The sequence below is a fragment of the Glaciecola sp. HTCC2999 genome, assembly GCF_000155775.1.
Classification (GTDB): Bacteria; Pseudomonadota; Gammaproteobacteria; order Enterobacterales; family Alteromonadaceae; genus Opacimonas.
This window is the reverse complement of sequence record NZ_DS989810.1, coordinates 816361-839601: the sequence shown is the minus strand read 5'-3', so window position 1 is coordinate 839601 and position 23241 is coordinate 816361. Positions and strand designations below refer to the sequence as shown.

Here is a 23241-nt window from a genome sequence, read left to right as displayed (position 1 = left end):
TTTATGGATGACTGGATGTCTCCACACTTAAATCATATATCGGCGGGGTAAAGCCGAGTTTTAGGGATGGACTAAAAAAATAATATTAATGACGGTATAAGGTTTTAATTAGGTGGTACCCGAACTTTGTTTTGACAGGGCCATGAACGGTAAGTATTGGCTTTTTAAACACGACATCGTCAAATTGTTTTACCATTTGACCACGTTTAAATTCACCTAAATCACCGCCTCGTTTTCGAGAAGGACAAGTGGAATGTTGTTTAGCAAGTTTACCAAAATCTTTGCCTTGTTTGATTTGCGCTAAGATATCGAGTGCTTGTTTTTCGGTTTTGACCAAAATATGAAGGGCTGCTGCAACTGCCATTAGATTTCTTCTCCGCCGTATTGTTGGGCTAAGTCATCTAAATCAGAAATAGTGTAATCAAAGCCGGAACCGTCGACTTCATAACTGACAGAGACACTACTTGAAGATTTAAATAATTTTGCGGTGACCTGTGCTTTTGACCAATGGGTTAATTCATTTAGAAAGCGATAGGCTTCTGGAGCGGAAGCAAATTGAAAGTGGATCTCATTGATCATGAAAAGCGTTATCCTGCAGTCATTTACATGGGTTGTTGATAGTATATTTAGCATTATACATATACTATGAATAAATCGGATAAAAGATCATCTTATAAGGAAACTTTCATGCGGGTAATAGGCTTAATTGGAGGGATGAGTTGGGAGTCGACAGCCACTTATTATCAATTGATTAATGAAGGGGTAAAGATGCATCTTGGAGGATTACATTCTGCTCAAATCCGCTTGCATAGTGTCGATTTTGCTGAGATTGCGGCGCTACAAAGTGCCGGTGATTGGAGCCAAATGGGTGAGATTCTAGTCAATGCAGCGCAAAGCTTGGCGCAAGCCGGAGCCGACAGCATAGTTATTTGTACCAATACCATGCATAAATTGGCACCAGACATAGCAGCTCAAGTGAATATTCCTTTATTACATATTGCTGATGCGACAGGGCAAGCATTAGTCGAGCAGGGGATCAAACAGGTTGGGTTACTGGGCACGCGCTTTACTATGGAGCAAGATTTTTATGCGTCTCGCCTTTTAAACAAATATGGAATTGAAGTCATTACACCGGACCAAACTGGACGTGACGCGGTGCATCAAATTATTTATGAAGAGCTGTGTTTAGGTCACATCCATACTCAATCAAGATCAATATACCAACACGTCGTGGCTAAGCTTGCTGACCAAGGTGCACAAGCTGTTATCCTTGGTTGCACTGAAATTGGCTTATTATTGCAACAGTCAGATACGCCTGTGCCTTTGTTTGATACTACTCATTTACATGCTCAAATGGCTGTGCGTTTTGCATTAAGTTGACCTTTGAATATGTTCAGGTATCCTCAAAATTAATTAATCTTTCTATTTCTAAAAGTGAAATTTCCATGAAACGACTATTGTCTTTATGCTTTTTCTTTACTGTCGGCTTATCCTTGAGTGCTGCTCAGGCTGCGACTACCTTACTAACCAACGTCAATGGTTATACCTTAAATACCGAAGGTGAGCTGGTGCGTTTTTCACAATTGTTAGTTGAAGATGACATTATTATCGCTATGGATGAGGGGATAACAGCGGCACAGCTAAAAGAGGCAGATGTCATTGATGGATTGGGCAATACCTTGCTACCAGGGTTGATCGATGCGCATGGGCATTTGTTAGGTTTAGGTCAGAATTTATTAGAGGTCGATTTACGTGGAACGCGTTCGGAAGCTGAAGCGGTACAACGTGTCGCAAGCTTTGTCGGTCCTGCAGCTAAGCAAGGTCAATGGGTCGTGGGGCGCGGTTGGAATCAAGTTTTATGGGATGTACCAGAGTTCCCAGTGAAAGACACGTTAGATAACATTTTACCGAATAACCCGGTAGTGTTATCCCGCATTGATGGACACGCCCTGTGGGTTAATAGTAAAGCGCTGGAAATGGCAGGGATCACCGCGTCTACCACAGCACCTGCAGGTGGTGAAATTGTTAAGAATGCTAAGGGACAACCGACAGGTGTGTTGATTGATAATGCGATGTTGATGGTTGAGGCGCTATTACCGGTGCCTGATGATGCGCAGCTCAAAGCACAACTCGATGCAGCGACGCAGCATTTATTATCTGTTGGGATCACCGCGATGCATGATGCAGGGATCCCTAAAAATACCTATGACTTTTACCAAGCTCAAGCACGCAAAGATAGCCTAGGCGTGCGCGTTTATGCCATGATTGCCGCCACTGATCCACAGTTACCTGAGATGCTAAATGCCGGTCATATACTCGATCCGCAGCGTATGTTAAGTATCCGAAGCGTTAAAGCGTATGGTGATGGTGCATTAGGCAGCCGAGGCGCAGCATTACTGGCGCCTTATTCGGATGATCATGATAATCATGGTTTATTAGTGACGCCACAAGAGCAGCTTCCTAGCTTATTTCGTCAAGTCTTAGGCGCGAATTTCCAACTTAATTTTCATGCGATTGGTGATCGTGCTAATCGTCTAGCATTACAGCAATTTGCTAAAACCTTTGGGGAATTCCCTGAAAACACTGAGCGTCACCGTGTGGAACATGCACAAGTGGTGGCGGTTGAAGACATTCCTTTATTTAAAGAGTACGGCATTATTCCTTCTATGCAGCCCACCCATGCGACCAGTGATATGAATATGGCTGAAGATCGCATTGGTGCACAGCGTTTAAAAGGCGCCTATGCATGGCAGACATTTTTAAAGCAAGGTTCTAGAATCGCGTTTGGCTCTGATTTTCCAGTTGAATTAGCTAACCCGTTCCATGGTTTACATGCCGCGGTAACGCGTCAAAATGCCGCAGCTGAGCCTGCTGAAGGCTGGATCGTCTCTGAAAGTGTAACACTTACCCAAGCGTTGCGAGGGTTTACGTTAGATGCAGCGTATTCGGGTTTCCAAGATGAATATCTTGGCACGTTGGAAGTAGGTAAAAAAGCCGATTTTATTTTAATCGATCGTGATATTTTTGCCATTAAACCAGCACTCATTCGAGACACGCAAGTGTTACAAACATGGGTGAATGGCCAGCGTCGTTACTAATACAAGTATTATTTAACTAAGTAGAGTGTCAAGCCGCTGATACCACTGACACTCAATATACTATGAGATATAAACGAAGTTTTATCTTCCAGTTTTTGGATCATCTGTTCCTGTATTTGATAAAATCTTAATCTCACGTTGTGGAAAGGGGATTTGGATACCGTTATTTTTCAAGGTTTCTAGGATGATCAAATTTAAGTCTCCACCTACGCGGTTTTTGCCATCATCAATCCCTAAGATCCAAAACTCCACAAACATATTAATACCAGAATCACCAAAGCTATCAATCTCACAATCAGGGCGCTCTTCAATGGGCACTTTATCGCCGCTAAGGACTTGTTCATGTGCGCCTACGGCTTCTTTGATTAATTCCACCATCGCTCGCACATCGGTATCATAGGCGACGGAAAAATCGACGCGGTAACGCTGTTTAGGATCTTTATGTGACCAGTTCACAAATGTAGAGGAGATGAACGTCTCATTGGGCACGACAATATCTTTACCATCATAGGTTTCTAGCACTGTGTAGCGCATTCTAAATTCACGCACGAATCCTTTTTGACCATCACTGAGTTCGACATAATCATCAACCGTAATCGAATTATCCAATAAGATAATGATCCCTGAAATGAAGTTTGACGCGATGGATTGTAAACCCAGCCCTAACCCCACACCAACAGCACCACCAAATACTGCTAAGGTCGTCAGGTTGATCCCCATGACGTTGAGCAGCATCAGTGCGACGATAAAGAAAATTAAGACTTCATAGACTTTGGATAAGACTTCTTTGGTACGTTTATCAAGGCGCTGTTGGCGTTTAATCACTCCTTTGCCGTAGCTATTGAGAGCCTTTGCTACAATCACGATAATGAGCCCGACTACGCACACGCGAATGATGTCATATACCGATATTGAAATAGACCCTAAATTAAATGATAACGATTCTAAGGTAGTGGTGATTTGAGTTAACATGAGCGTAAAATCCATAAAATGGACAATCCTAGTAAAAGTTTATAATGATAATAGTCCAAAGATTATCGATTATTTATCTCCAATACCATATAAATATCATACCATCATCCGGTATATCGATATTTGGGATCCAATGAACTCGTTCCAGTGCCTGCTGATTTAGAAACCTTCACTTGTAAGTGGATGCGTTCTTGCATTTCTTTGACGTGGGAAATCACCCCAATCATCTTGCCTTGCGATTGTAATTGCTCCAAGGCATTCATGGCCAGATCAAGTGTGTTCTCATCTAATGTCCCAAATCCTTCGTCCAAAAACAATGAGTCAATTGATATCCGTTTACTCACCAAATCTGATAATCCCAAGGCCAGTGCTAAACTGACTAAGAACGTTTCTCCACCAGAGAGGGTTTTAGTATCGCGCAAGTTATCTGCTTGCCATTGGTCGACGACAAGTAGTTCTAGTGATTCATCGTCTTTACGTTGCAGAGCATAGCGATTATCAAATGCTGTCATATGATGGTTCGCGAGAGTAATCAAATGGTCTAGCGTTAAGCCTTGGGCAAAGTTTCTAAAGCGTTTACCATCGGCTGAACCAATTAACCCACTGAGATAATTAGCCAAGGTCAGCTTTTCATTTAACCAGTCAATTTGCCCTTGTACTTGTGCTTGTTGTTGTTTAAAACGCTCATTTTCTTCGAGTTTGCCTGCGAGTTTAGCGCGATCATCGTTGAGTGTTTTTAGCTGAGACTCTAACGGGACAATCTGCTCGATAACCTCTTCTTTAGTCGTCTGTTGATACATATTGGCCAGTGGGTAGCTAATATGGGTCTCTAAAGTAGCTTGCTGACTGACAAATAACGATCTGGTGGATACGATTGCATCGTTAAGTTCTTGCTTAAGTATATTGAGCGATTGCACTTGTTCATCGGTCAGTAGCGCCGCGGTAAATGCATCAACATCTGCAAAGGTAGAGGCGTTTAAAGCATCATTAAAGGCATTGATTGCATTGGTATGATTTACTCGTTCTTTGGCTAATGTAGTCGTTAATTGTTCTATCTTGGATAGCGTGGTTTCATGTTGAGTATGGGCGAGCTGTTGTTGCGTCGATAATGTACCCACTTGAGTCTGAGCGGCAGTTAATGCGGCTTGTGCAGTCGCTAATTCAGTATGAGGGATCTTATCTGCAAATAGCGCAAAGCGTTTCTGTTTGGCGCTTTGCAAGGTGATGTTCAATTGCGTTTGTTGGTCATATAAACTTTCAAGCGCTTCATCAGATGTGACTTTCTGATTGGTTTGGATCTGTATATCTGCATGTAATCGCGTTAATGCTTTTTCTTGAGTCGTAAACGCCGACTTTTGGTCCTGCCATGCGGTTGCGTCAGCTTGTTTTTGCGCTAACCAGGATAAAAATAAGCTATCCTCGTACTCAATATCAATTTCTGGCGCTGCAGCATATCCGGCGATCACAATGGCTTGACTCAGTTGTGCTTTTGCATCGTTCCAAGTCGATTGCGCGGTAGTCAATTCATTGAATAGTGCGGCACGGCTATTAAGTGTACTTAGCTGGGTGATGCCGTCACGAAAATCTTCACATTCTTGAAGATACCTCATTATTGCTTCATGGTCAGTGATAGAAAGTGTTACCGATAATTGCTTTGTCGCAGTATCCCAACGCTCTTGGTTTGTTGTTAAGGTGAGTTGTAACTGGTCGATCTGAGCAAGTGCGCTAGCAAGATGTGCTTCAATTTTCGCGATAGCTTGTTGCTTTTTAGTTACGGCCTGTTCACTTTGCTCAAATTGGTGCAAATATTCAGCTATTTTTTGACTAAACGCCCCATCATCATTGAGTTGGGTTTGATGTGCATGATAAGACTCATAGTCGCCAAACTCAGAGCCTGCACACAAAGGGCAGGTTTCTTTATGGTGAAGCTGTTGACTCAGCTCAGCGAGTTGCGCTTGAAGCCCTTGTGCCAGTTTTGTATTTTCATATAAGGCTTGATCCCTATCCCGCTCTTGGGTGAGGGTGATTAACGCGGCGTTCTGCGCTGCTAAGTCAGCAGTTAATGTGTCAGTGCTTTGTGTTAATGTACTGATTTGGCCTTGGGTCTCGTTATATTGTTGAGCAAATCCTAGGAGCGTTGCCTCGATAATCTGCCGTGCTTGTAATTGCTGGGTGGCGGCATCGCGAAGGCGGTCATCTCCAGCAGCCATGTATTGTTTGACCTCGGTCAGCTGAGCATTAGCATGCGTGTTGAGCTCAGTCGTTATAATAGCGATTTGAGCGGTCACATCATCTAAGGTATCTGTGTTGGACTGCTGCGCCAGCATTCGTGCTTGAACACTGTGTACCGTAGCATACGCTTGCTGGATTTGCTTCACATCACTGTGCCAACCCGACAAATATTGGACTAAGTGGGCATCGGCTTGATGCTGCTCGAGATACTCTTGGGCTTGTGTGAGTTGTGTTTGAGCTTGGTCAATTAAGGGCGTTGTTAAGGTGATCTTGCCTTGTGCCTCATCGCGAAGCTTTGTGTGCTTATCGATATCTTGTTGAGTGATGTTAAGCTGCTTTGTAGTCTGATTTATTTCACTATCTAACGGGGTAATCTGTTCGTTGATGAGTTGCTGTAATGCGTTGTGGGCTTTAGTTTGAGTGTTCAAAGCATCTTGGGCTGTTTTTAGTGCTGTGTTGGCGTCATCAAGTGTTTGTGCTAAATCAGGGAGTTGGGTTTTAAGTTGAGATAACTCGTCTTGTAACGTGCTAACCCGAATCTCAAGATCTTGCATTTTGGCGTATAACGGTGCAAACGACTGAGCTAAAAGGCCGAGTTCGAGCATCGCTAAATTTGTCTTTTCTTGCTCAAGTGCTGATACTGCGTGTTCATGTGCAGCCTTAGCGCCAGTGACATGTTGGGTTAAAACGTCAAGTTGGGTTAACCAATCTCGGTGTTCAACCAGGTTATTAATTTGCGTTTGTAGCTGGGTCGTTTGTATGAGTAACTCATTAGCCGATTCTGCAATAGATGCTTCTTCATCGTCACTAAGCACCGGTTGCGCTGAATGTTTCATGTGGAGTTGCTTGAGCAATGATTCCAGCTGTTTAGCCTCTTCAAACGCCCGTTTAGATATTTCTGTATAGATTTCAGTGCCGGTGATTTGTTGTAATAAGTCCGAGCGTTCATTATCTTTAGCATCTAAAAACGCGGCAAATGCGCCTTGCGATAGCAGCATAGATTTAGTGAATTGGCTAAACTCTAATTTGGTCAGGTGAATGACCTGTTTGAGCTTATCACCGATTTGGGTGGCCATTTCAATATTATCAGTGAGGTTCGTCAATGACGCTTTGGCTGGCTGTATTTTGCCATCGGTTTTTTTACGCGCACGACTCACCGACCAAGTCGCTAAGTAGACTTTATCATTCACCGAAAACTCGACTTCGGCACTACAAAACCCTGCGTTGCGATTCATGACCATTTCACCGTTTTGTGTGCCACTGCCGGTTCGTGGTGTCGTATGATAAAGCGCCAAGCAAATCGCATCTAAAATCGTGGTTTTACCCGCACCTGTGGGACCGGTGATAGCAAATAAGCCATTATCTGCAAATTCATCTGCGGTAAAATCAATTTTCCATTTTTGTTCAATGGAATTTAGGTTTTCTAATAAGACACTTAATATTTTCATGGATTATGCGCCTTTCCTGCTGCAGGCTGTGGTGATGATTTGCTTGATGCAGTGGTCTTTTTCTCTCGGGACGGCTTAACTGAAACGTCTACTGGCTCGACGAGCACCGCTAAATCATCGGGGAGTTTGTTCAGTAAATCCTCGTGTAAACTAATGCCTTGATTGACATTATCAACCACGGTGCGGTAAAGCTGTTGTAACGCATTTGCATCAATATGATCGGCAACCGGTGCGCGTTCAATACGTTTGGCAAAGACATCCATTGGCGTTAAGTCATCGAGGTTTTCTTGGTCCTGCGAACTTAATGATTGGCGAGAATGATCGCGTTCGCGCATGATTTTAGTGATCACGACCGCTCGTCCTTTTGCTGCCTCATTAATGGTGTTGGCGACATTCCCTTGAAAGGCAGGATCATTGATTTTAACCATGACCCATGTCATCGGTGACTTATCTTCAGGCGGGCACAACGGGAAAGATTGGATATCGGCTATGATTTCGGACACAGAACCACTTAATACTTGCATCGCTTGAAAGCACGGGATCTCTAAGGAGGTCAGCTGCGGAGTAAACGCGGGCTGGTCGTTAGGGTGAGTCGAATCAGCGTGCTCATTAAAGCTTAGTTTGATGACGCGTTTGGTATAACTCAGTTCATCAAAACTTAAATAAATGGGTGAACCGCTGTAATAAATATGTCGAGAAGCACTGACCGCTTGTGGCCGGTGGATATGTCCTAGCGCAATATAATCCGCAGGTGGAAACGCCTCTTTGGGATAATTTTCTAAATTGCCTACATAGATATCGCGTTCTGATTCACTTACCTTTGCGCCTACTGCTGTCAAATGCCCAGTGGCAATAATCGGCACACTCAGCCCTAAAGCATCTCGTTTGGCCACAGCGGCGGCGTATACCGCTTCATAATGGTCAGTAATCGCGTGTTTTAAGCGCGCTTGTTTATCCTCATCACCTTCGCCAGTATGGGTAACGACCAGATCGCGTTGTCGTAAAAATGGTATGGCACAGACAATTGCGCCGACTGCACCAGTCTTTCGGTCAGGGATAGTCACAACTTGGTCAGCAGGATCACTCAAAGAATTGGGGATCATATGCGTGTTCAAGGATTTAAATAATGGCAAACTTTCATTCAGGACAGCCACAGAATCATGATTACCGCCTAAAATAACGAGCGTACAATCGGTTTTGAATATTTGGCCAATAAACTCATGGTACATTTCTCGGGCATAACTAGGTGGACTTGTCGTATCAAAAATATCACCTGCGACGATCACTGCATCAATAGCATGCGCTTGCACTTGTGTTAACAACCAATCCAAAAACTGCTGATGTTCAGCTTGACGAGATTGATTAATAAAACTTTGTCCAAGGTGCCAATCTGAGGTGTGGATAATATTCAAATGTGATTCCCATTTTAATGATATTTTTGCTGACTGAGATATGATAGCGTAAATAGATTAGATGTCAGGTACAGAAAAAAAGGCGCGCCCTAATGACGACACAAATGGCGACTCATTCTGAGTTAACCCACCCGACAATTTGTCCTGCGTGTGCACAGCCTTATGAGCAGTGTTGTGGGCCTTTACATCATGAAAATGCGGTGCCAAGTTCACCCGAGGCACTCATGCGTTCGCGATATTCTGCATATGTCTTAGGTGATTATCCGTACATTTTAGCGACATATGCAACTGCACCACGCCAACAATTAACTGTTCAAGCATTAGCCGAAAGTGCTGCTGATACTCGCTGGCTAGGTCTAACTGTGCTTGCAGCTTCGCCTATTACAACAGCGCCGATCACACCCTCCCAAAATAACTCACAATGCCTTCAAGGTGAAGTAGAATTTAAGGTGTTTTATGCAGAAAATAAACGCCTCTATTGCTTACATGAACGTTCTTTATTTATCCAAGAATCGGGTTATTGGCGCTACCTTGATGGCACTATGGGCGATGCTAACGGTGAAGTACTAATAAAGCGCAACGATAAGTGTGTGTGTGGATCAAATAAAAAATATAAACAATGCTGTTTACCTAAAGTCGCTTAATATCTCAATTTAAATCTCAGGAGTGAATATGTCAGTTATCCTCGGTACCCCCTTTTCAACGACCGCTACCAAAGTACTGCTATGTGGGAGTGGTGAACTGGGTAAAGAAGTGGCCATTGAAGCGCAGCGATTAGGCTGTGAAGTCATTGCGCTGGATCGTTATGATAACGCGCCTGCCATGCAAGTTGCTGATCGCAGTTATACTGTCTCCATGCTCGATGGACCGGCGCTCAAGGCGATTATTGAAGCAGAGAAGCCGGACTATATCGTGCCTGAAATCGAAGCGATTGCCACAGATATGTTATTGGAATTAGAACGTAATGGATTTAATGTCGTGCCCAGTGCAAATGCAGCGCACCTGACTATGAACCGTGAGGGTATTCGTAGCTTAGTGGCTGAAACGTTGGGTTTACCGACTTCACGTTATGCCTTTGCGGATGATAAAGCTGCGTTTGTTGCTGCGGTGGAGTCCATTGGGTTACCTTGCATCGTCAAACCTATCATGAGCTCATCTGGCAAAGGACAAAGCATGCTTAAAACTGCCGATGATATTGATACGGCGTGGGAATATGCCCAAGCCGGGGGCCGCGCTGGTAAGGGTAAAGTGATTGTCGAAGGGGTGGTAGATTTTGATTATGAAATTACCTTATTAACGATTCAAGCCATTGACGGTACATATTTTTGTGAACCCATTGGACATCGCCAAGAAGACGGCGATTATCGCGAATCTTGGCAACCGCAAATGATGTCATCTGAGGCGTTAAATACGGCCAAAGCTATTGCGACCCAAGTGACCCAAGCGCTCGGCGGTCGAGGACTATTTGGCGTAGAGCTATTTATTAAAGGCGATGAGGTATATTTCAGTGAGGTTTCACCTCGTCCGCATGACACTGGAATGGTGACCCTTATTTCACAAGATTTATCGGAATTTGCCTTACATGTACGTGCGTTTTTAGGTCTCCCCATTTCTCACATCGAATTTTATGGGCCCAGTGCATCTGTGGCGCTATTAGTTGAAGGTGATAGTCAGAAAGTCAGCTTTTCCGGTTTAACTCAAGCGTTAGCGGTGCCGCAGACGGATATACGATTATTCGGTAAACCAGCAGTATCAGGGCAGCGCCGTATGGGCGTTGCATTAACACGCAGTAGTGATGTGGATAGTGCGATTAATAAAGGACTAGGTGTTGTCAATGCAATCAATGTCACTTTGTAACCGGTTATTGATAAAACCTTTAATAATACTGGGTTTACTCGGTGTACTATTTAGCAATACCGTGTCGGCCCATTCGGTCTATTTTGTCCGTCATTTTGAAAAAGAGACGACCTATTTGAAGGATGGACGCAAAGAACGAGATCCGCGCCTTACTGAAGTAGGTCAAGGTCGAGCACTTAATTTAGCTGGATTATTAGCACGCCAACCCATCAAACATGTTTTTTCTACTGATTATAAACGCACCATGCAAAGTGCTTTACCTACAGCTTTGGCGTTAGGATTGAAAGTACAACAGTATGATCCTCGACAGCTAGATGAATTTGCACAGCAGTTATCTCAGTTATCTGAAGACGCATTAGTGGTCGGGCACAGCAATACCACACCGTATTTAGTCAACACATTAGCTGGACAAAATATCATATTATCAGAAGATGATTATGGGGATATTTTTTGGGTTAGATTTGATGAACAAGGTCAGGTGGTGACGTTTAAAACTGGTCGTGTGAACCGGTCACGATAATCTGTTTGATTAATCTTTGATCATTGATTGTTCTGTCAATGGCAGTGAAGTTTCTATGTCTCGCTCACCCCAAGAAAGTTGATAGAACACATCTAATGCATTCTCAGCACCGCTGGTTGCTTCAACATATAAATCTGGCATCCATTGATAGCGCAGCCCAAATTCTGCTATTGCATTAAATACACCTACACGGTATTCGACAGAGAGTCTGTCATTGAGTTGCCCGGTGATCCCCAGTTGTGTGTTAGTGCCTTGTCCTTGGGTAGATAGCTGCAGATTATCGACGCCAATGGTATCGCCAAAGGATCTGATCCCATCTTGCGTTTTTCCTAAACCAAAACCGAGTAGGGCATTGGTTAGTACCACTGAATTGTCTTCTTGGGTGTCTTCGTTAAGGTCTTTTCCTCTGATAATATATGACAAGATATTGGGGTTTTCTAACATCGGCTCAGAAAACAAACGCGCGTTGAGTTGATTAGCTAATCCTGACACCTGAAGTCCGGCGATAACATCATCATTCATATTTTTGGGATTACGGATCGCTTCAAGTTGGATATAAGGCAAACTCACCGGTCCATTAAAAATAAGCTGACCGTTGCGGATCAGAAGGTCTTGGCCATATGCTTGGTAGTGACCGTTATTAAGCGCAATCGACCCAATCACACTCGGCTGTTGTTGATTTAAACTGAATTCAACACTGCCTTGAAGATGAGTTGAAAAGTCAAAACCAGCGACACTGACGGCATCGTTTTCCAAAGGATCGACCAAAACACGAATATTGGCATCTAATGCAAGCGGAGCTTCAGCAAAGACATCTGTGGATTGATTAAAGCCTTGTTCAACCGGTACGGTAATGACAATATCATTATGTAATGTCTGCGCGTTTTTATCGATTTGGTCAATTTCGATCTCCAGCTCTGGGATGATTAAAATCCCATTGAGCGATAATTTTTCGTCGGTCTTCTTTAACGCAATATTGGCGCTAGTGCGTCCGGTGAACGTTTCAAACTGCGGCAAAAACGGTGCGACTAAGCCTAAGTTGATATCATTGATTTGGGTATATAAGGTGATATCTTGTGCCATATCTAATTGATAGTTAATTGCCCCTAACCGTTCTCCTTGAATAACGCCGTCACTAGTTAATATTAACGGGGTTGGCGTAGGGAAAAGCGCATATTGCCCAGTAGCGTTGAGGTTGGCTTCATTGACCTGAGCATCAAGCTTTGGCGTGAGTTGCCATAAACTTGGAGACATACTTAGTTGACTGGTAAGCGCTAAGTGTGGCTTTTCAGCACTACCTGCCAGTGCTAATCGAACACTGCCATTTAGTAACGCATCACTTTGCACCGCTACAGGCTCACTGAGCATGGGGTTTACCATATCGATGATCCCTTGAACGTTTAATGACGCTAGGCTGACATCAAACTCAAGGCTGGTGTCTTGAGTGATAGCCGCTGCTAATGAATCTACTACCGCTGTTTGTATTGGTGCAATAATCAGATCACCCAATGACTCAGCTTGGGTATTCGTCGCATTGAGCTGCCATTGCGATAACATAATCTTTTCTGGCGATACAGCTAGACGGTAGGGGGCTAATGTTATCTTTCCCAAAGAAGAGGTAAACGCCATATTTTTAATGGTTGTCTCAAACCCTGTATCGGTTACACGCAGTTGGCTTTGCTGTGTTATTTGTCCTGTGAATACCTCTGGTAGAGCTTGTTCACTGGTTTTAATTAACGTATCAGGGGTGATAATGGTTGCGCTGAGTTGTGCGTCTAGACCGCTGAAACTTCCCGTCAAATCAAGCTGAGCTTCTTCAATCACTACCATCCCTTGGCGTAATTCGGATAAGCGAGACGTTAGCGTGATGTGAGGGCTGGATAATACATCAACGATCTTAAGCTGATTGGTCATATGTGGCGCAGTATGACGAATATTAATTGCGACAGGTTTGTCTGGGATATTAGGGATAGTGCCACTTAGACTGACTTGATGGGGTGCAAGTGCTATCACAGATGGGGCGATAGTGATCCCAGCCAGCTTGGTTGGATCAGAGCGTTGTTCATCAGCTTGGCTATTTCCATTTAACGCTAATTGCCATTGTAATGCTGATAATTGCATATCGCCCACATGCAAGGTATCCATGTTGCCTTGACTAGCCAGTTGCCATTGCGCAATATTTCCCGATAATGCTAATTCACCTCCTTGAGTCTCGAGGGCGATATCTGCTTGCTCTATATTCATTGCTTGCCATTGTAACCAAATCTCGACTTCATGCTCCCAGTTAGATGCTAAGCGTAGCGATTGGGTTAATGTGAATGCAGTATGCTCAATATTGACCGATTGTGTGATTGCGCTAGGTGCAATGCTTGCACTGATATGAGCACTTATTGCTTGTATGTTGATTTGCTTTGAGACATCGCTAATGTTGATGTTTGGGGCTGAAATTACCATGTCAGGTGCATAAATAGGGATAGCTAAAGGGGCTTGGCTAGCCAGCCAGGCTTGCGGGGCTGCTGATAATGATTGCCATTGAGCGATGACTTGAGCGTATTGAGTAGGCACTTCTATCGTAGCATCATGGATTTTTCTTAGTTGCTCGGATAAGCTCAATGACGGGCTTGCCGTTGTCGTATTATTGCTAGGCTGTGTTGATGTGTTTGCAGCCTGCTTTGATGTCGCAGCTATTGGCGTTGCTGGTAGCGCTGAGGCAGTGATTGCAGGTAATAATACATTGAGCTCGTTGATGTCGATATTGACATCCGCGACATCCAACACAATATCACTGTTGGCATTGGGCGATAAGGTGATATCCGAGATCGCAATGGAGGTACGGATCTCGGTGCCATCGAGTAAACTGATCTTGATATCATTGAATCCGATACGTTCCACCACGACAGGGAAAGGTAAGCCCAGAGGTTCACTCGCCGGTGGTGTCTCGTCAGCAGTTTGAGTCAGGGATAATTGCTCAACGGATATGCCCTTTGTCATTAATGTACTGACACATAACGACTGCTCCCATAGACACGCTAATGTGATTCCGGTCTCAATCCTATCTAGTGCAATTGACCATCCAGGAAGCGCCAATGATATATTCGTAAATACCATGGTATCGAATAATGTGCCCTGTTCATACTTTACAGAAAGCGTATCTAATTGATTGATTTGGTTGGTGGCATAAGTGAGTGCCCAAGTTGAGTTGAGCAGAGCGATAGGTAACGCTAATAGAATCAGCACGATAGCGAAAATAGTGAATAGTGTGATACGTAGCCAACGTCGCTTTTTGACAACAGGTTGTGAAACTGCTGAGTCAGGCGTTTCAGGTTGATTATCTGAGTGTGATGGTCGAAGATCTTGACTCATAATAATGGCCCCATCACTAAATGTAGACGCCACGTCATGTCATTTTCTTGTTTACCACGGGCGAGATATACACGCACTGCACCAATGGGAGATTGCCAGTGTAGACCTATCCCAGCACCTATCGCCCTGATATTGTCAGTAGGGCTCTTAAGCCATGCATTATCCACAAAACCCGCTACACGAAAACTGTCATTGATCGGATAAATGAACTCTTGGGAAAGCGTTACCATACTGCTTGCACCACTATCTTCGCCGTTCATATCTAAGGGGGAAATACTTTCATAGCCAAAACCTCGGACGCTTTGATCGCCTCCGGCATAAAAGCGCAACGTATTGGGTGTCAGAGCAAAATCCGACGTGCTTAGATAATGAAGTTGGCCTTTACTTAAACTCCAGCCCCAATCACCAAGCGGTCGCAACCAAGCACTATCGAGCATTAAACGGCTTAACGATATATCGCTGGCTAAGGCTTCTTGAGCCGTTTCGAGGGTGAGACTTTGACGATCACCATTGGTCGGAAATAACGGATGATTGGTGCGCAAACGCGTCATGCTAGCCCCTACAAAAATCAGCTGATTTTCAACTTGATCTGCATTCCCTTGCACAAAGGCATTATATTCAAAGCGAGCAAAAACACTGGGTTGCCATTCATTAATCATATGCAAACTAGCATGGCTGTTAGGATCAAAGAAACGCTGCGCAGCCAGACTGACAGTATCACTCTGGCTGTCGTTACGATCGACATGTTTTAAGCCTGCATTTAACGCTAAATACTCCGTGTTGGGGTTACCATAGGGGATTTTATAGGAGCTGATCAAAGACTGTTCGATCATCGAGGCTTTGAGCGATGCTCGTAAGCTGTGGCCGGCTTGATTGATTCTGGGTCGACGCCAATCAATGCTCACTCGAGGTCCCTCATCCGAACTCACTCCCACACCAAAATTCACAAAATGTTTCGCTTTTTCCACGCCGGAGATGTCGATATCAATCTGCTGTTCAGAGCGATTTTTCAAATCAGGACGCACTTGGACTGCATTGAAATAGCCGGTTTGGCTTAAGTCTTTGGTTAACTTATCTAGTGCGTTAAGTGAGTAAGGATCCCCAATATTAATACTCGATATTGTCTGTACCACATTCGCACTTAATACATTTTGGTCAATATTAAACTGACGAATTTGATAGCGCTGACCTAAGTAAATATCAAGGTGAATATTGACTTGTGTGTTGTTGGCTAATACGGTGACTTGTTGCTGGTTAAATTGAATATCAAAATAACCTTGAGCGATGGCTTGTGAATAAAACGCGTCTTTGAAGCGTTGGTAATTGCCTTGAACAAAAGGTGTATTAATAGACGTTTCAAACTCATTGGTCAGTATCATTAATACGGGTGATGCCTCTAAATCACCCTCAATGTTGAGCTCTATACTGGCTATTTGGGCTGATCCGCCCAGGTGGAGATCAGCTTGCCATTGATGGCACTGACTCAGGTCGGGAAGTGATAAATCAGCCACTTTTGCCGCAAAATACCCAAAGCTATGAGCTGATTGAATAATATGATTACCAATGGCTTGTTGTACTTGGTTGAAGGCTAACTCGCTGATGTCATCACATTGTTGTAATCCATTAACCGCGGCACTAGCGATCTCAATATTGGTTTCTAACGCACCGGGTATATCTGTCGTATAAGTAATACTTATTGGTTTAGGCTGGCTTTGCGCCATGACGTTGGGACTAAAAATACTCGCCATACTTAACCCACACAATGTTATCAACATCGCTGTGAAATACTGAGTAACGTCAGTAGTTGAAGGCATGAGTGTCCTCAAATTAATTGTCATGTAATGCCGGTTGTGGCATAAAAAACATATCACGATATTCATGATTTATTATTTCTTTTGCCGTATAAGGATACATAGAAAAGCCTTTTATCGTATTATCTGGATTGACTTCAAAATGCACAAACGCATCACTTGCTGCATTTTGATTATCCCAACGAACTATCCATGAATGTTGGTCAAATGCCTCTAAGCGACCTCGTAAAGTTGGCATTTTAGCACTGCTAAATCGGTATACATCGCTTTGGTCTTTGTACAAACTCACTTCGCCGAACCATTCATCGCAGAAGGTACCAAGGTATGATGATAAAGGCAAAAGTACCGTGCCACTCCCTTTGGGTAAAGGTAGTAGACGACGTAAATAGCGTTGTTCTTGTTTGGCTTGATAATCAATGTAATGATCGATCCAATCTACCGGCTTGGCCTCAGGCATAACCGATTTGATGATGGTTTGCTTGACAGAATCTCGCACACCATAATTGGACCCATTGTTTAAGATAATCACACCTAACTCCAACTCTGGAATTATTGCAGCATACGCTTGGTAACCCGATAATGTACCAGTATGGGATATCATCTCATAACCATAGATATTTTGTACACGCCAACCAATGGCATAACTTTTAGAGTGAGTGAGGTGCGTCTGTTTATCATGTTCAGAGATGAATAATGGCATCTGTGGCGTAAATATTTGATTGAGTTGTTCACGAGAAATTAATGCTGCCCCACTTGGTGTATGTGCTTCATTTAATAGTGTCTGTAGCCAAATCGCCATACTACTGGCATTACATATAATACCACCAGCTGGGGCAGAGACTATTGATTGATTATTAATGGCATTACGAGGTATAGGGTAGATACCACGCTCATCATTATGTCCATAACCCATTGCGGCATTATTTAATGCTGTGTCAGGGGGAGAGCTTGCATAACACTCCATTTGTAAAGGAGCAAAAATACGTTCATGTAAAAATTGCTCCCAAGACTGGTTAGCTATTTTAGCGACCACCTCAGCGGCAGTAATATACATGACATTGGAATAGGCATAGGTAGAACGAAAACGATATTCTGGCGTGAGATAACGTAGGTTATGAATGATTTCTGCACGAGTAAAACCAGTTGGTTCAGGCCACAACATACTATCACCTGCGCCACCTACCAACCCACTGCGATGGGTAAACAAATCTAAGATAGTAAATGCAGAGGTTGTTGCAGGATCAGAGAGCGCAAAGTTAGGTAGAAAATCAATGACCTTATCATCCCATTGCACCTTTCCTTCATCCACTAATATCGCCATGGTAGCTGCAGTGAAGGCTTTGGAGGTAGATGCTAGTCGAAAATAAGTATCTTTAGTGACAGGTGTCTTTTTTTTTAAATCCCGAAATCCATAGCCTTTGGCATGAACGATTTGACCCTGGTGAACGATGGCAACAGATGCCCCTGGGGTATAAAAAGTCTCGAGGGCAGTTGCAACGACTTTATCTAGTGATGGTGCAGTAATTAGACTTGGATTAGTGTTAGGGTATGTCTGTGGATCAAGGCTTTGCGCATTGCTTTCTATGATCATGACTAACCACAATATAATGCCACTTAGCGTACAAAATATACACCTTTTGAGTGACACAATTCGTGATGTGGTAGTCTCTTTAAATGTACGATGCAATGAATTTTTCTTAGTATCAATGGGATGATTCAATGAAGTAATCCTTTACTTATTATTGAAGCGTAATTGTAGCGTAATTTAGATTCAGTACAACAATTATTCTGTCTTTGAACTAAAGCCAAACCATTCTAATTTACGCGACATAATTAATATAAAAGCACCTAAATACATAGTGACGCCATACACAGCCGATGCAATAGCGTATTCTGAATGATTCAAAAAACTCACCGAAATTAAAATAGACATGGTGGCGTTTTGGGTACCGACTTCAATGCCAAGGGTGACCGCGTCATTATCATTGAGTCTACCTAATCTTGCGATAATGACACCGATTACCGTCGCTAAAATATTTAATGTAAAGGTCAAAATAAATACGTCAGGGAAGGCATCGACAAGCATGTCTTGCTCATCAATAGCGATTAAAATGATCATGGTAAACAAGAAAAATGTCGATAAGTGACGAAACATCCCTTCGGTACGCATAGCAAATTTGAGAGCAAAATGACGCACACTCATACCCATGATGATGGGAATTAAGGTTATTACCAATAGACTCAGTGAAGTCTTAAGTAATGAGAAAGGCTCATCTGGTAGGATAGTAAAATAATCCACACTGAACTTAATCAACCAAGGGGTCGAAACGACACAAATAACCGTGGTAATAGCGGTTAAGGAAACTGATAGAGCAAGGTTTGCGCGGGCAATATGACTTAGTAAGTTTGACGAGGTGCCCCCAGGACAGGCGGCTAACACCATCAGGCCAATCGCGATATGAGCTTCGACATTAAACGCCAGACACAATAAAAAAGCCATCAGCGGTAAACAGATCATCTGTCCGAATAATCCTAAAGACACTGCTTTTGGTGTTTTTAGTAGCTGTTTAAAGTCATTTACAGTCAGGGTGAGACCCATGCCGAACATGATTAACGCTAAACTAGCCGGTAGTAAAACTTGGGTAAAGAATGAGGCTTCCATTGTACTATCCTATTGTTATTATTTGAGGTAGAACACTATTGCATCTTGATAGTGCCTCGTTAACTCATTTTCTTCAAGATGGATTTTGGCGCAATGCGCAAGCACCACTGTAACAATGCCCAGGGCCAACCTGGTACATAGGAATTTTCGCCTTCTTTTTCGATAGCTTTTACCATCGCTTTGCAGCCTGTTTCAGTATCGACAATGAACGGCACCTTTTTAACTTTTTCATTGATTTCGCTACGGATAAAACCAGGGTGTACGGTAGATACTTTGATATTCGTACCTAATAGGTCGATACGCATGCCTTCTGACATGGAGCTCAGTGCCGCTTTTGTTGCAGCATAGACCGTCATCGCTCGACGATAACTACTTACCGCTGAGATAGAGGAAATGGTGACGAGATGCCCGTCGTTTTTAGCTCGGAAGATCTCTAGTGCAGCTTCACATTGCGCTAGAGCGGCGACAAAATTGGTTTCAGCGGTTTGTTTGTTGGCATAAAAATATCCTGTACCGATAGATGCCCCTTTACCCATCCCTGCATTTACGATGATACGATCTAGTCCACCCATTTCAGCGTCAAACTCTTTAAATACCGTAAATACGGCATCATGATCATTCACATCCAGGCTTTTAATTAACACTTTGATATCGGGGTTAATAGTTAAAAGCTCCGCTTGCAAATCAGTTAAGCGCTCGACACGACGAGCACATAGCGCTAGGTTACGCCCTAATTTGGCAAATTCGATGGCCATGCCTTTACCTAAGCCTGAACTGGCGCCGGTGATTAATATGTTTTCTCTGCTCATAATTCTCTACTTATAATTTTATGTTGTTCACGTTTTTAGCGTTGTTGCTTGATTATTTTTCGACAACGGTGCAATAAGTAATGGGTGAAAAACCATAAATGTTTAAATGCTGGATTAGTCGTTTGTTTGTGGTGATAACGGTAATAAATTTGCAATACAATCGCCGCTAAGCGAAACAATCCATACACCTCGTAAAATGCCATGTTGGATACATCAGTCCCCGTTTTATCGGCATAGTACTGCACGACCTCACTACGGGTTAGCATGCCATCTAAGTGAGTCGGCTGGCGACGTGTTTTACGCGCAACAATATCATCATCTGCCTGTACCCAGTAAGCCAAGGTATTGCCTAAATCCATCAGTGGATCACCCAATGTAGCTAATTCCCAATCTAACACACCGATAATGCGAGTCGGATCATCACTGTCTAACACTAAATTATCAAAACGAAAATCGTTATGGGTTAAACAAATAGTTTCATGTACAGGCAGGTTAGCTTTGAGCCAATTCATGACATTATTTGCGGCGGGTACATTCCACGTTTTCGCTTTGGTATAACGCTGACACCAGCCGTCGATTTGGCGTTTCACATAGCCTTCACCTTTGGCAATACCCGCTAGACCGGCTTTGTGGTAATCCACCTGATGCAGGCTAATCATACTATCAATCGCATTAGTGCATAGGAGGCGAACTTGCTCAGGTGATAACTGTAGGCCTCGAGGTAAATTACTACGGGGAATGATGCCATTAAGCTTTTGCATGACATAAAATTCAGTGCCAATGATACTTTCATTGTCACAATGCCCGAGCATATCGGGCAACAATGGATACACAGGTTTAAGTGCGTGTTGGAGACGATATTCTCGACCCATATCATGCGCACCTTTCGCTTTTGTGCCAGCAGGTGCGCGGCGTAAAATCACCTCTTTATCTGGCGTACTTAAACAATACGTCCAATTAGAAGCGCCGCCTGAATATTGGGTGACAGCAGGCGTGATGCCGGCAAAACCAAGATGTTCATTGAGCCACGGTTGCAATGTGTCAAGGTTAAGTTCCTCACCTTGACGCACGGCTTTGGCTTTATCATTGAATGTTGATTGGGTCATCGTTATTTGTATTTGCGTAATTCAAGACGCGACACCATTGCCATATGGACTTCATCAGGACCATCAGCGAGTCGTAAAGTGCGCGCACCAGCTGCAAATCGAGCCAGCGGGAAGTCATTACTCATACCGCCACCACCATGCATTTGTAAAGACATATCGACAACTTTTTCAAGCATATTAGGTACCACGACTTTGATGGCACTAATATCCACCATCGCATGTTTAACGCCTAAATTATCTATCTTCCATGCTGCTTGTAGCGTTAATAGGCGAGATTGTTCAATTGCCATTCTAGCTTCAGCAATACGTTCTTTGTTACCACCTAACTCGATGATGGGCTTGCCGAACGCATGGCGAGATAGTCCGCGTTTAATTGCTAATTCCAACGCATGCTCCGCCATACCAATTGCTCGCATACAATGATGGATGCGACCTGGCCCTAAACGTCCTTGGGCAATAGCAAAACCTTTGCCTTCACCCATGATGAGATTCTCACGTGGAACACGCACGTTATCAAATACCATTTCACCATGACCATAAGGCGCATCATAGTCACCATATGCAGTGAGCATACGTTTAATGGTCAAACCTTCGCTATCCACTGGTACAAGCACCATAGAATGTTGAGCGTGACGGTCATTTTCAGGATTAGATAGCCCCATAAAGATGATAACTTTAGCATTCGGATGACCTAAACCCGTCGACCACCATTTCGTACCATTGATAACAATATCATCGCCTGTAAACTCAATTTTAGCTTCCATGTTGGTAGCATCACTTGAAGCGACCTGTGGCTCAGTCATACCAAATACCGAACGGATTTCACCCGCTAGTAAGGGGGTTAACCATTGGTCTTTTTGTGCTTGTGTACCAAAATGATAAAGTACTTCCATATTACCCGTGTCAGGGGCATTACAATTAAATATCTCTGGTGCAAATGCATAACGTCCCATTTCTTCAGCTAACGGAGCATATTCTAACGTCGTTAGACCCTGACCAAGATGGTCATCAGGCAGAAATAAATTTGCTAAACCCGCTTCGCGAGCTTTGACCTTTAACGCTTCCACTTTTGGATGTAGTTGCCACTTGGTCCAATCTCCGTGGGCATTATGCTCATGTAAAAATTGATAAACCTCATCTTCAATCGGCGCTATGTGTTGTGCAATAAATGCTTTAACGCGAGCGAGGTAATCTAAGGTCTTGGGTGAGTGAGAAAAATCCATATCATAAGCCTGTCATTATCGATAATAACAAAAGATTAACCTACGACACCTTTACTAGCTAATATCATTTAGTGACAAATATCTATCACTCAAACCAATATAGATCGTTAGCATTGATCAATGCGTTGGTTTAAATGGGTAAATGTCCCCAAACCAATGATTTGAAGTGTTTGCGACACATCGATTCGTAGCGATCATTACCACCAATCTCGACCTGTTCGCCGTGACGGATAGCATAGCCTTGATCATCCAGTCGAACTACAAAGTTAGCTTTACGACCGCAGTGACACACTGTTTTTAACTCAGTGAGTTTATCGGCCCATGCCAATAAATAATGGCTGCCAGTAAAAGTTTCGCCTAAGAAATCAGTACGTAACCCATAAGCCAATACTGGTATATCTAAATCATCAACCACATGGATCAGTTGCATGACTTGCGCTTTAGATAAAAATTGGGCTTCATCAATAAATACAGCATTAAGTGGTTGGTCTTGGTGAAGTGCTTCAATATGCTGGAATAATTGAGTATCGGAGTCGAACAAATGAGCCGGTTTGGCTAATCCAATACGAGATGTGACTTTACCTTCGCCAAAGCGGTTATCTAATTGAGCCGTAAAAATTTCACTGCGCATTCCGCGTTCTTCATAGTTATAAGCAGACTGGAGAAGTGCTGTAGACTTACCGGCATTCATCGCTGAATAATAAAAATAAAGTTGCGCCATTAGACAT

The 23241-nt window shown here is 43.3% G+C and carries 17 protein-coding genes and 1 pseudogene; 5 read left to right on the top strand and 13 right to left on the bottom strand.

Going from position 1 to position 23241, the window contains the following annotated elements:
* Positions 1-85 precede the first annotated feature (85 nt).
* The gene (gene ppiC, locus G2999_RS03670) at positions 86-364 is read right to left on the bottom strand and encodes a peptidylprolyl isomerase PpiC (protein WP_010178833.1); all 279 of its coding nucleotides are present in this window, start codon (positions 362-364) and stop codon (positions 86-88) included.
* Positions 364-579 (bottom strand): hypothetical protein, encoded by a 216-nt coding sequence (locus G2999_RS03665; RefSeq protein ID WP_010178832.1) that lies wholly within the window; start codon positions 577-579, stop codon positions 364-366. The genes ppiC and G2999_RS03665 overlap by 1 nt, the downstream gene beginning before the upstream one ends.
* A gap of 108 nt (positions 580-687) precedes the next feature.
* Here G2999_RS03665 and G2999_RS03660 point away from each other — a divergent pair, with 108 nt between their 5' ends.
* Together G2999_RS03660 and G2999_RS03655 are read left to right on the top strand one after the other, a co-directional pair.
* Positions 688-1380 carry an aspartate/glutamate racemase family protein gene (locus G2999_RS03660; protein WP_010178831.1) on the top strand — a complete coding sequence of 231 codons (693 nt, stop codon included), beginning with the start codon at positions 688-690 and terminating at the stop codon, positions 1378-1380.
* Positions 1381-1445: 65 nt separating this feature from the next.
* On the top strand, positions 1446-3098 hold the full coding sequence (locus tag G2999_RS03655; protein ID WP_010178830.1) for an amidohydrolase: 1653 nt from the start codon (positions 1446-1448) through the stop codon (positions 3096-3098).
* Between the two features lie 81 nt (positions 3099-3179).
* On the opposite strand, the pseudogene G2999_RS11750 reads toward G2999_RS03655, so the two are convergent.
* From G2999_RS11750 to sbcD, 3 genes and pseudogenes are all read right to left on the bottom strand, one after another.
* A pseudogene (locus G2999_RS11750) lies at positions 3180-4088 on the bottom strand (mechanosensitive ion channel family protein); the annotation flags it as partial.
* 86 nt (positions 4089-4174) lie between these two features.
* Positions 4175-7750: an AAA family ATPase gene (locus G2999_RS03645; protein ID WP_010178828.1), complete on the bottom strand. Its 3576-nt coding sequence runs from the start codon at positions 7748-7750 to the stop codon at positions 4175-4177.
* Positions 7747-9162: an exonuclease subunit SbcD gene (gene sbcD / locus G2999_RS03640; protein ID WP_010178827.1), complete on the bottom strand. Its 1416-nt coding sequence runs from the start codon at positions 9160-9162 to the stop codon at positions 7747-7749. Before sbcD ends, G2999_RS03645 begins: the two co-directional genes overlap by 4 nt.
* Before the next feature lie 92 nt (positions 9163-9254).
* On the opposite strand from sbcD, the gene G2999_RS03635 reads away from it, so the two are divergent.
* Genes G2999_RS03635 through G2999_RS03625 form a run of 3 tightly spaced genes read left to right on the top strand, consistent with a single transcriptional unit; the run spans position 9255 to position 11539 of the window.
* Positions 9255-9806, top strand: coding sequence for a YchJ family protein (locus G2999_RS03635; RefSeq protein ID WP_010178826.1), 552 nt, complete (start codon positions 9255-9257; stop codon positions 9804-9806).
* A 28-nt stretch (positions 9807-9834) separates the two neighbouring features.
* Positions 9835-11019, top strand: coding sequence for a formate-dependent phosphoribosylglycinamide formyltransferase (purT, locus tag G2999_RS03630; RefSeq protein WP_010178824.1), 1185 nt, complete (start codon positions 9835-9837; stop codon positions 11017-11019).
* Positions 10997-11539, top strand: coding sequence for a histidine phosphatase family protein (locus G2999_RS03625; protein WP_010178822.1), 543 nt, complete (start codon positions 10997-10999; stop codon positions 11537-11539). The genes purT and G2999_RS03625 overlap by 23 nt, the downstream gene beginning before the upstream one ends.
* A 9-nt stretch (positions 11540-11548) precedes the next feature.
* Here the strand turns inward: G2999_RS03625 and G2999_RS03620 are convergent, their stop codons facing one another.
* The 8 genes from G2999_RS03620 to G2999_RS03585 all read right to left on the bottom strand — a co-directional run bounded on the left by G2999_RS03620 (position 11549) and on the right by G2999_RS03585 (position 23234).
* Entirely contained in the window at positions 11549-14902 is a 3354-nt protein-coding gene (locus G2999_RS03620; protein ID WP_010178820.1) for a translocation/assembly module TamB domain-containing protein, read from the bottom strand.
* Complete coding sequence (locus G2999_RS03615) at positions 14899-16716, bottom strand: autotransporter assembly complex family protein (RefSeq protein WP_010178817.1); 1818 nt, start codon at positions 16714-16716, stop codon at positions 14899-14901. The genes G2999_RS03620 and G2999_RS03615 overlap by 4 nt, the downstream gene beginning before the upstream one ends.
* A gap of 13 nt (positions 16717-16729) precedes the next feature.
* A complete protein-coding gene (locus tag G2999_RS03610) occupies positions 16730-18304 on the bottom strand; it encodes a serine hydrolase (protein WP_156780194.1) in 1575 nt (524 codons plus the stop codon).
* Between the two features lie 192 nt (positions 18305-18496).
* Positions 18497-19375, bottom strand: coding sequence for a bile acid:sodium symporter family protein (locus G2999_RS03605; protein WP_010178813.1), 879 nt, complete (start codon positions 19373-19375; stop codon positions 18497-18499).
* Between the two features lie 59 nt (positions 19376-19434).
* Entirely contained in the window at positions 19435-20184 is a 750-nt protein-coding gene (locus G2999_RS03600; RefSeq protein ID WP_010178811.1) for an SDR family oxidoreductase, read from the bottom strand.
* Between the two features lie 35 nt (positions 20185-20219).
* Positions 20220-21290: a phosphotransferase family protein gene (locus G2999_RS03595; RefSeq protein WP_010178809.1), complete on the bottom strand. Its 1071-nt coding sequence runs from the start codon at positions 21288-21290 to the stop codon at positions 20220-20222.
* A gap of 2 nt (positions 21291-21292) precedes the next feature.
* A complete protein-coding gene (locus tag G2999_RS03590; protein ID WP_010178807.1) occupies positions 21293-22513 on the bottom strand; it encodes an acyl-CoA dehydrogenase family protein in 1221 nt (406 codons plus the stop codon).
* A gap of 130 nt (positions 22514-22643) precedes the next feature.
* On the bottom strand, positions 22644-23234 hold the full coding sequence (locus G2999_RS03585; protein ID WP_010178805.1) for a thymidine kinase: 591 nt from the start codon (positions 23232-23234) through the stop codon (positions 22644-22646).
* Between the last annotated feature and the right edge of the window lie 7 nt (positions 23235-23241).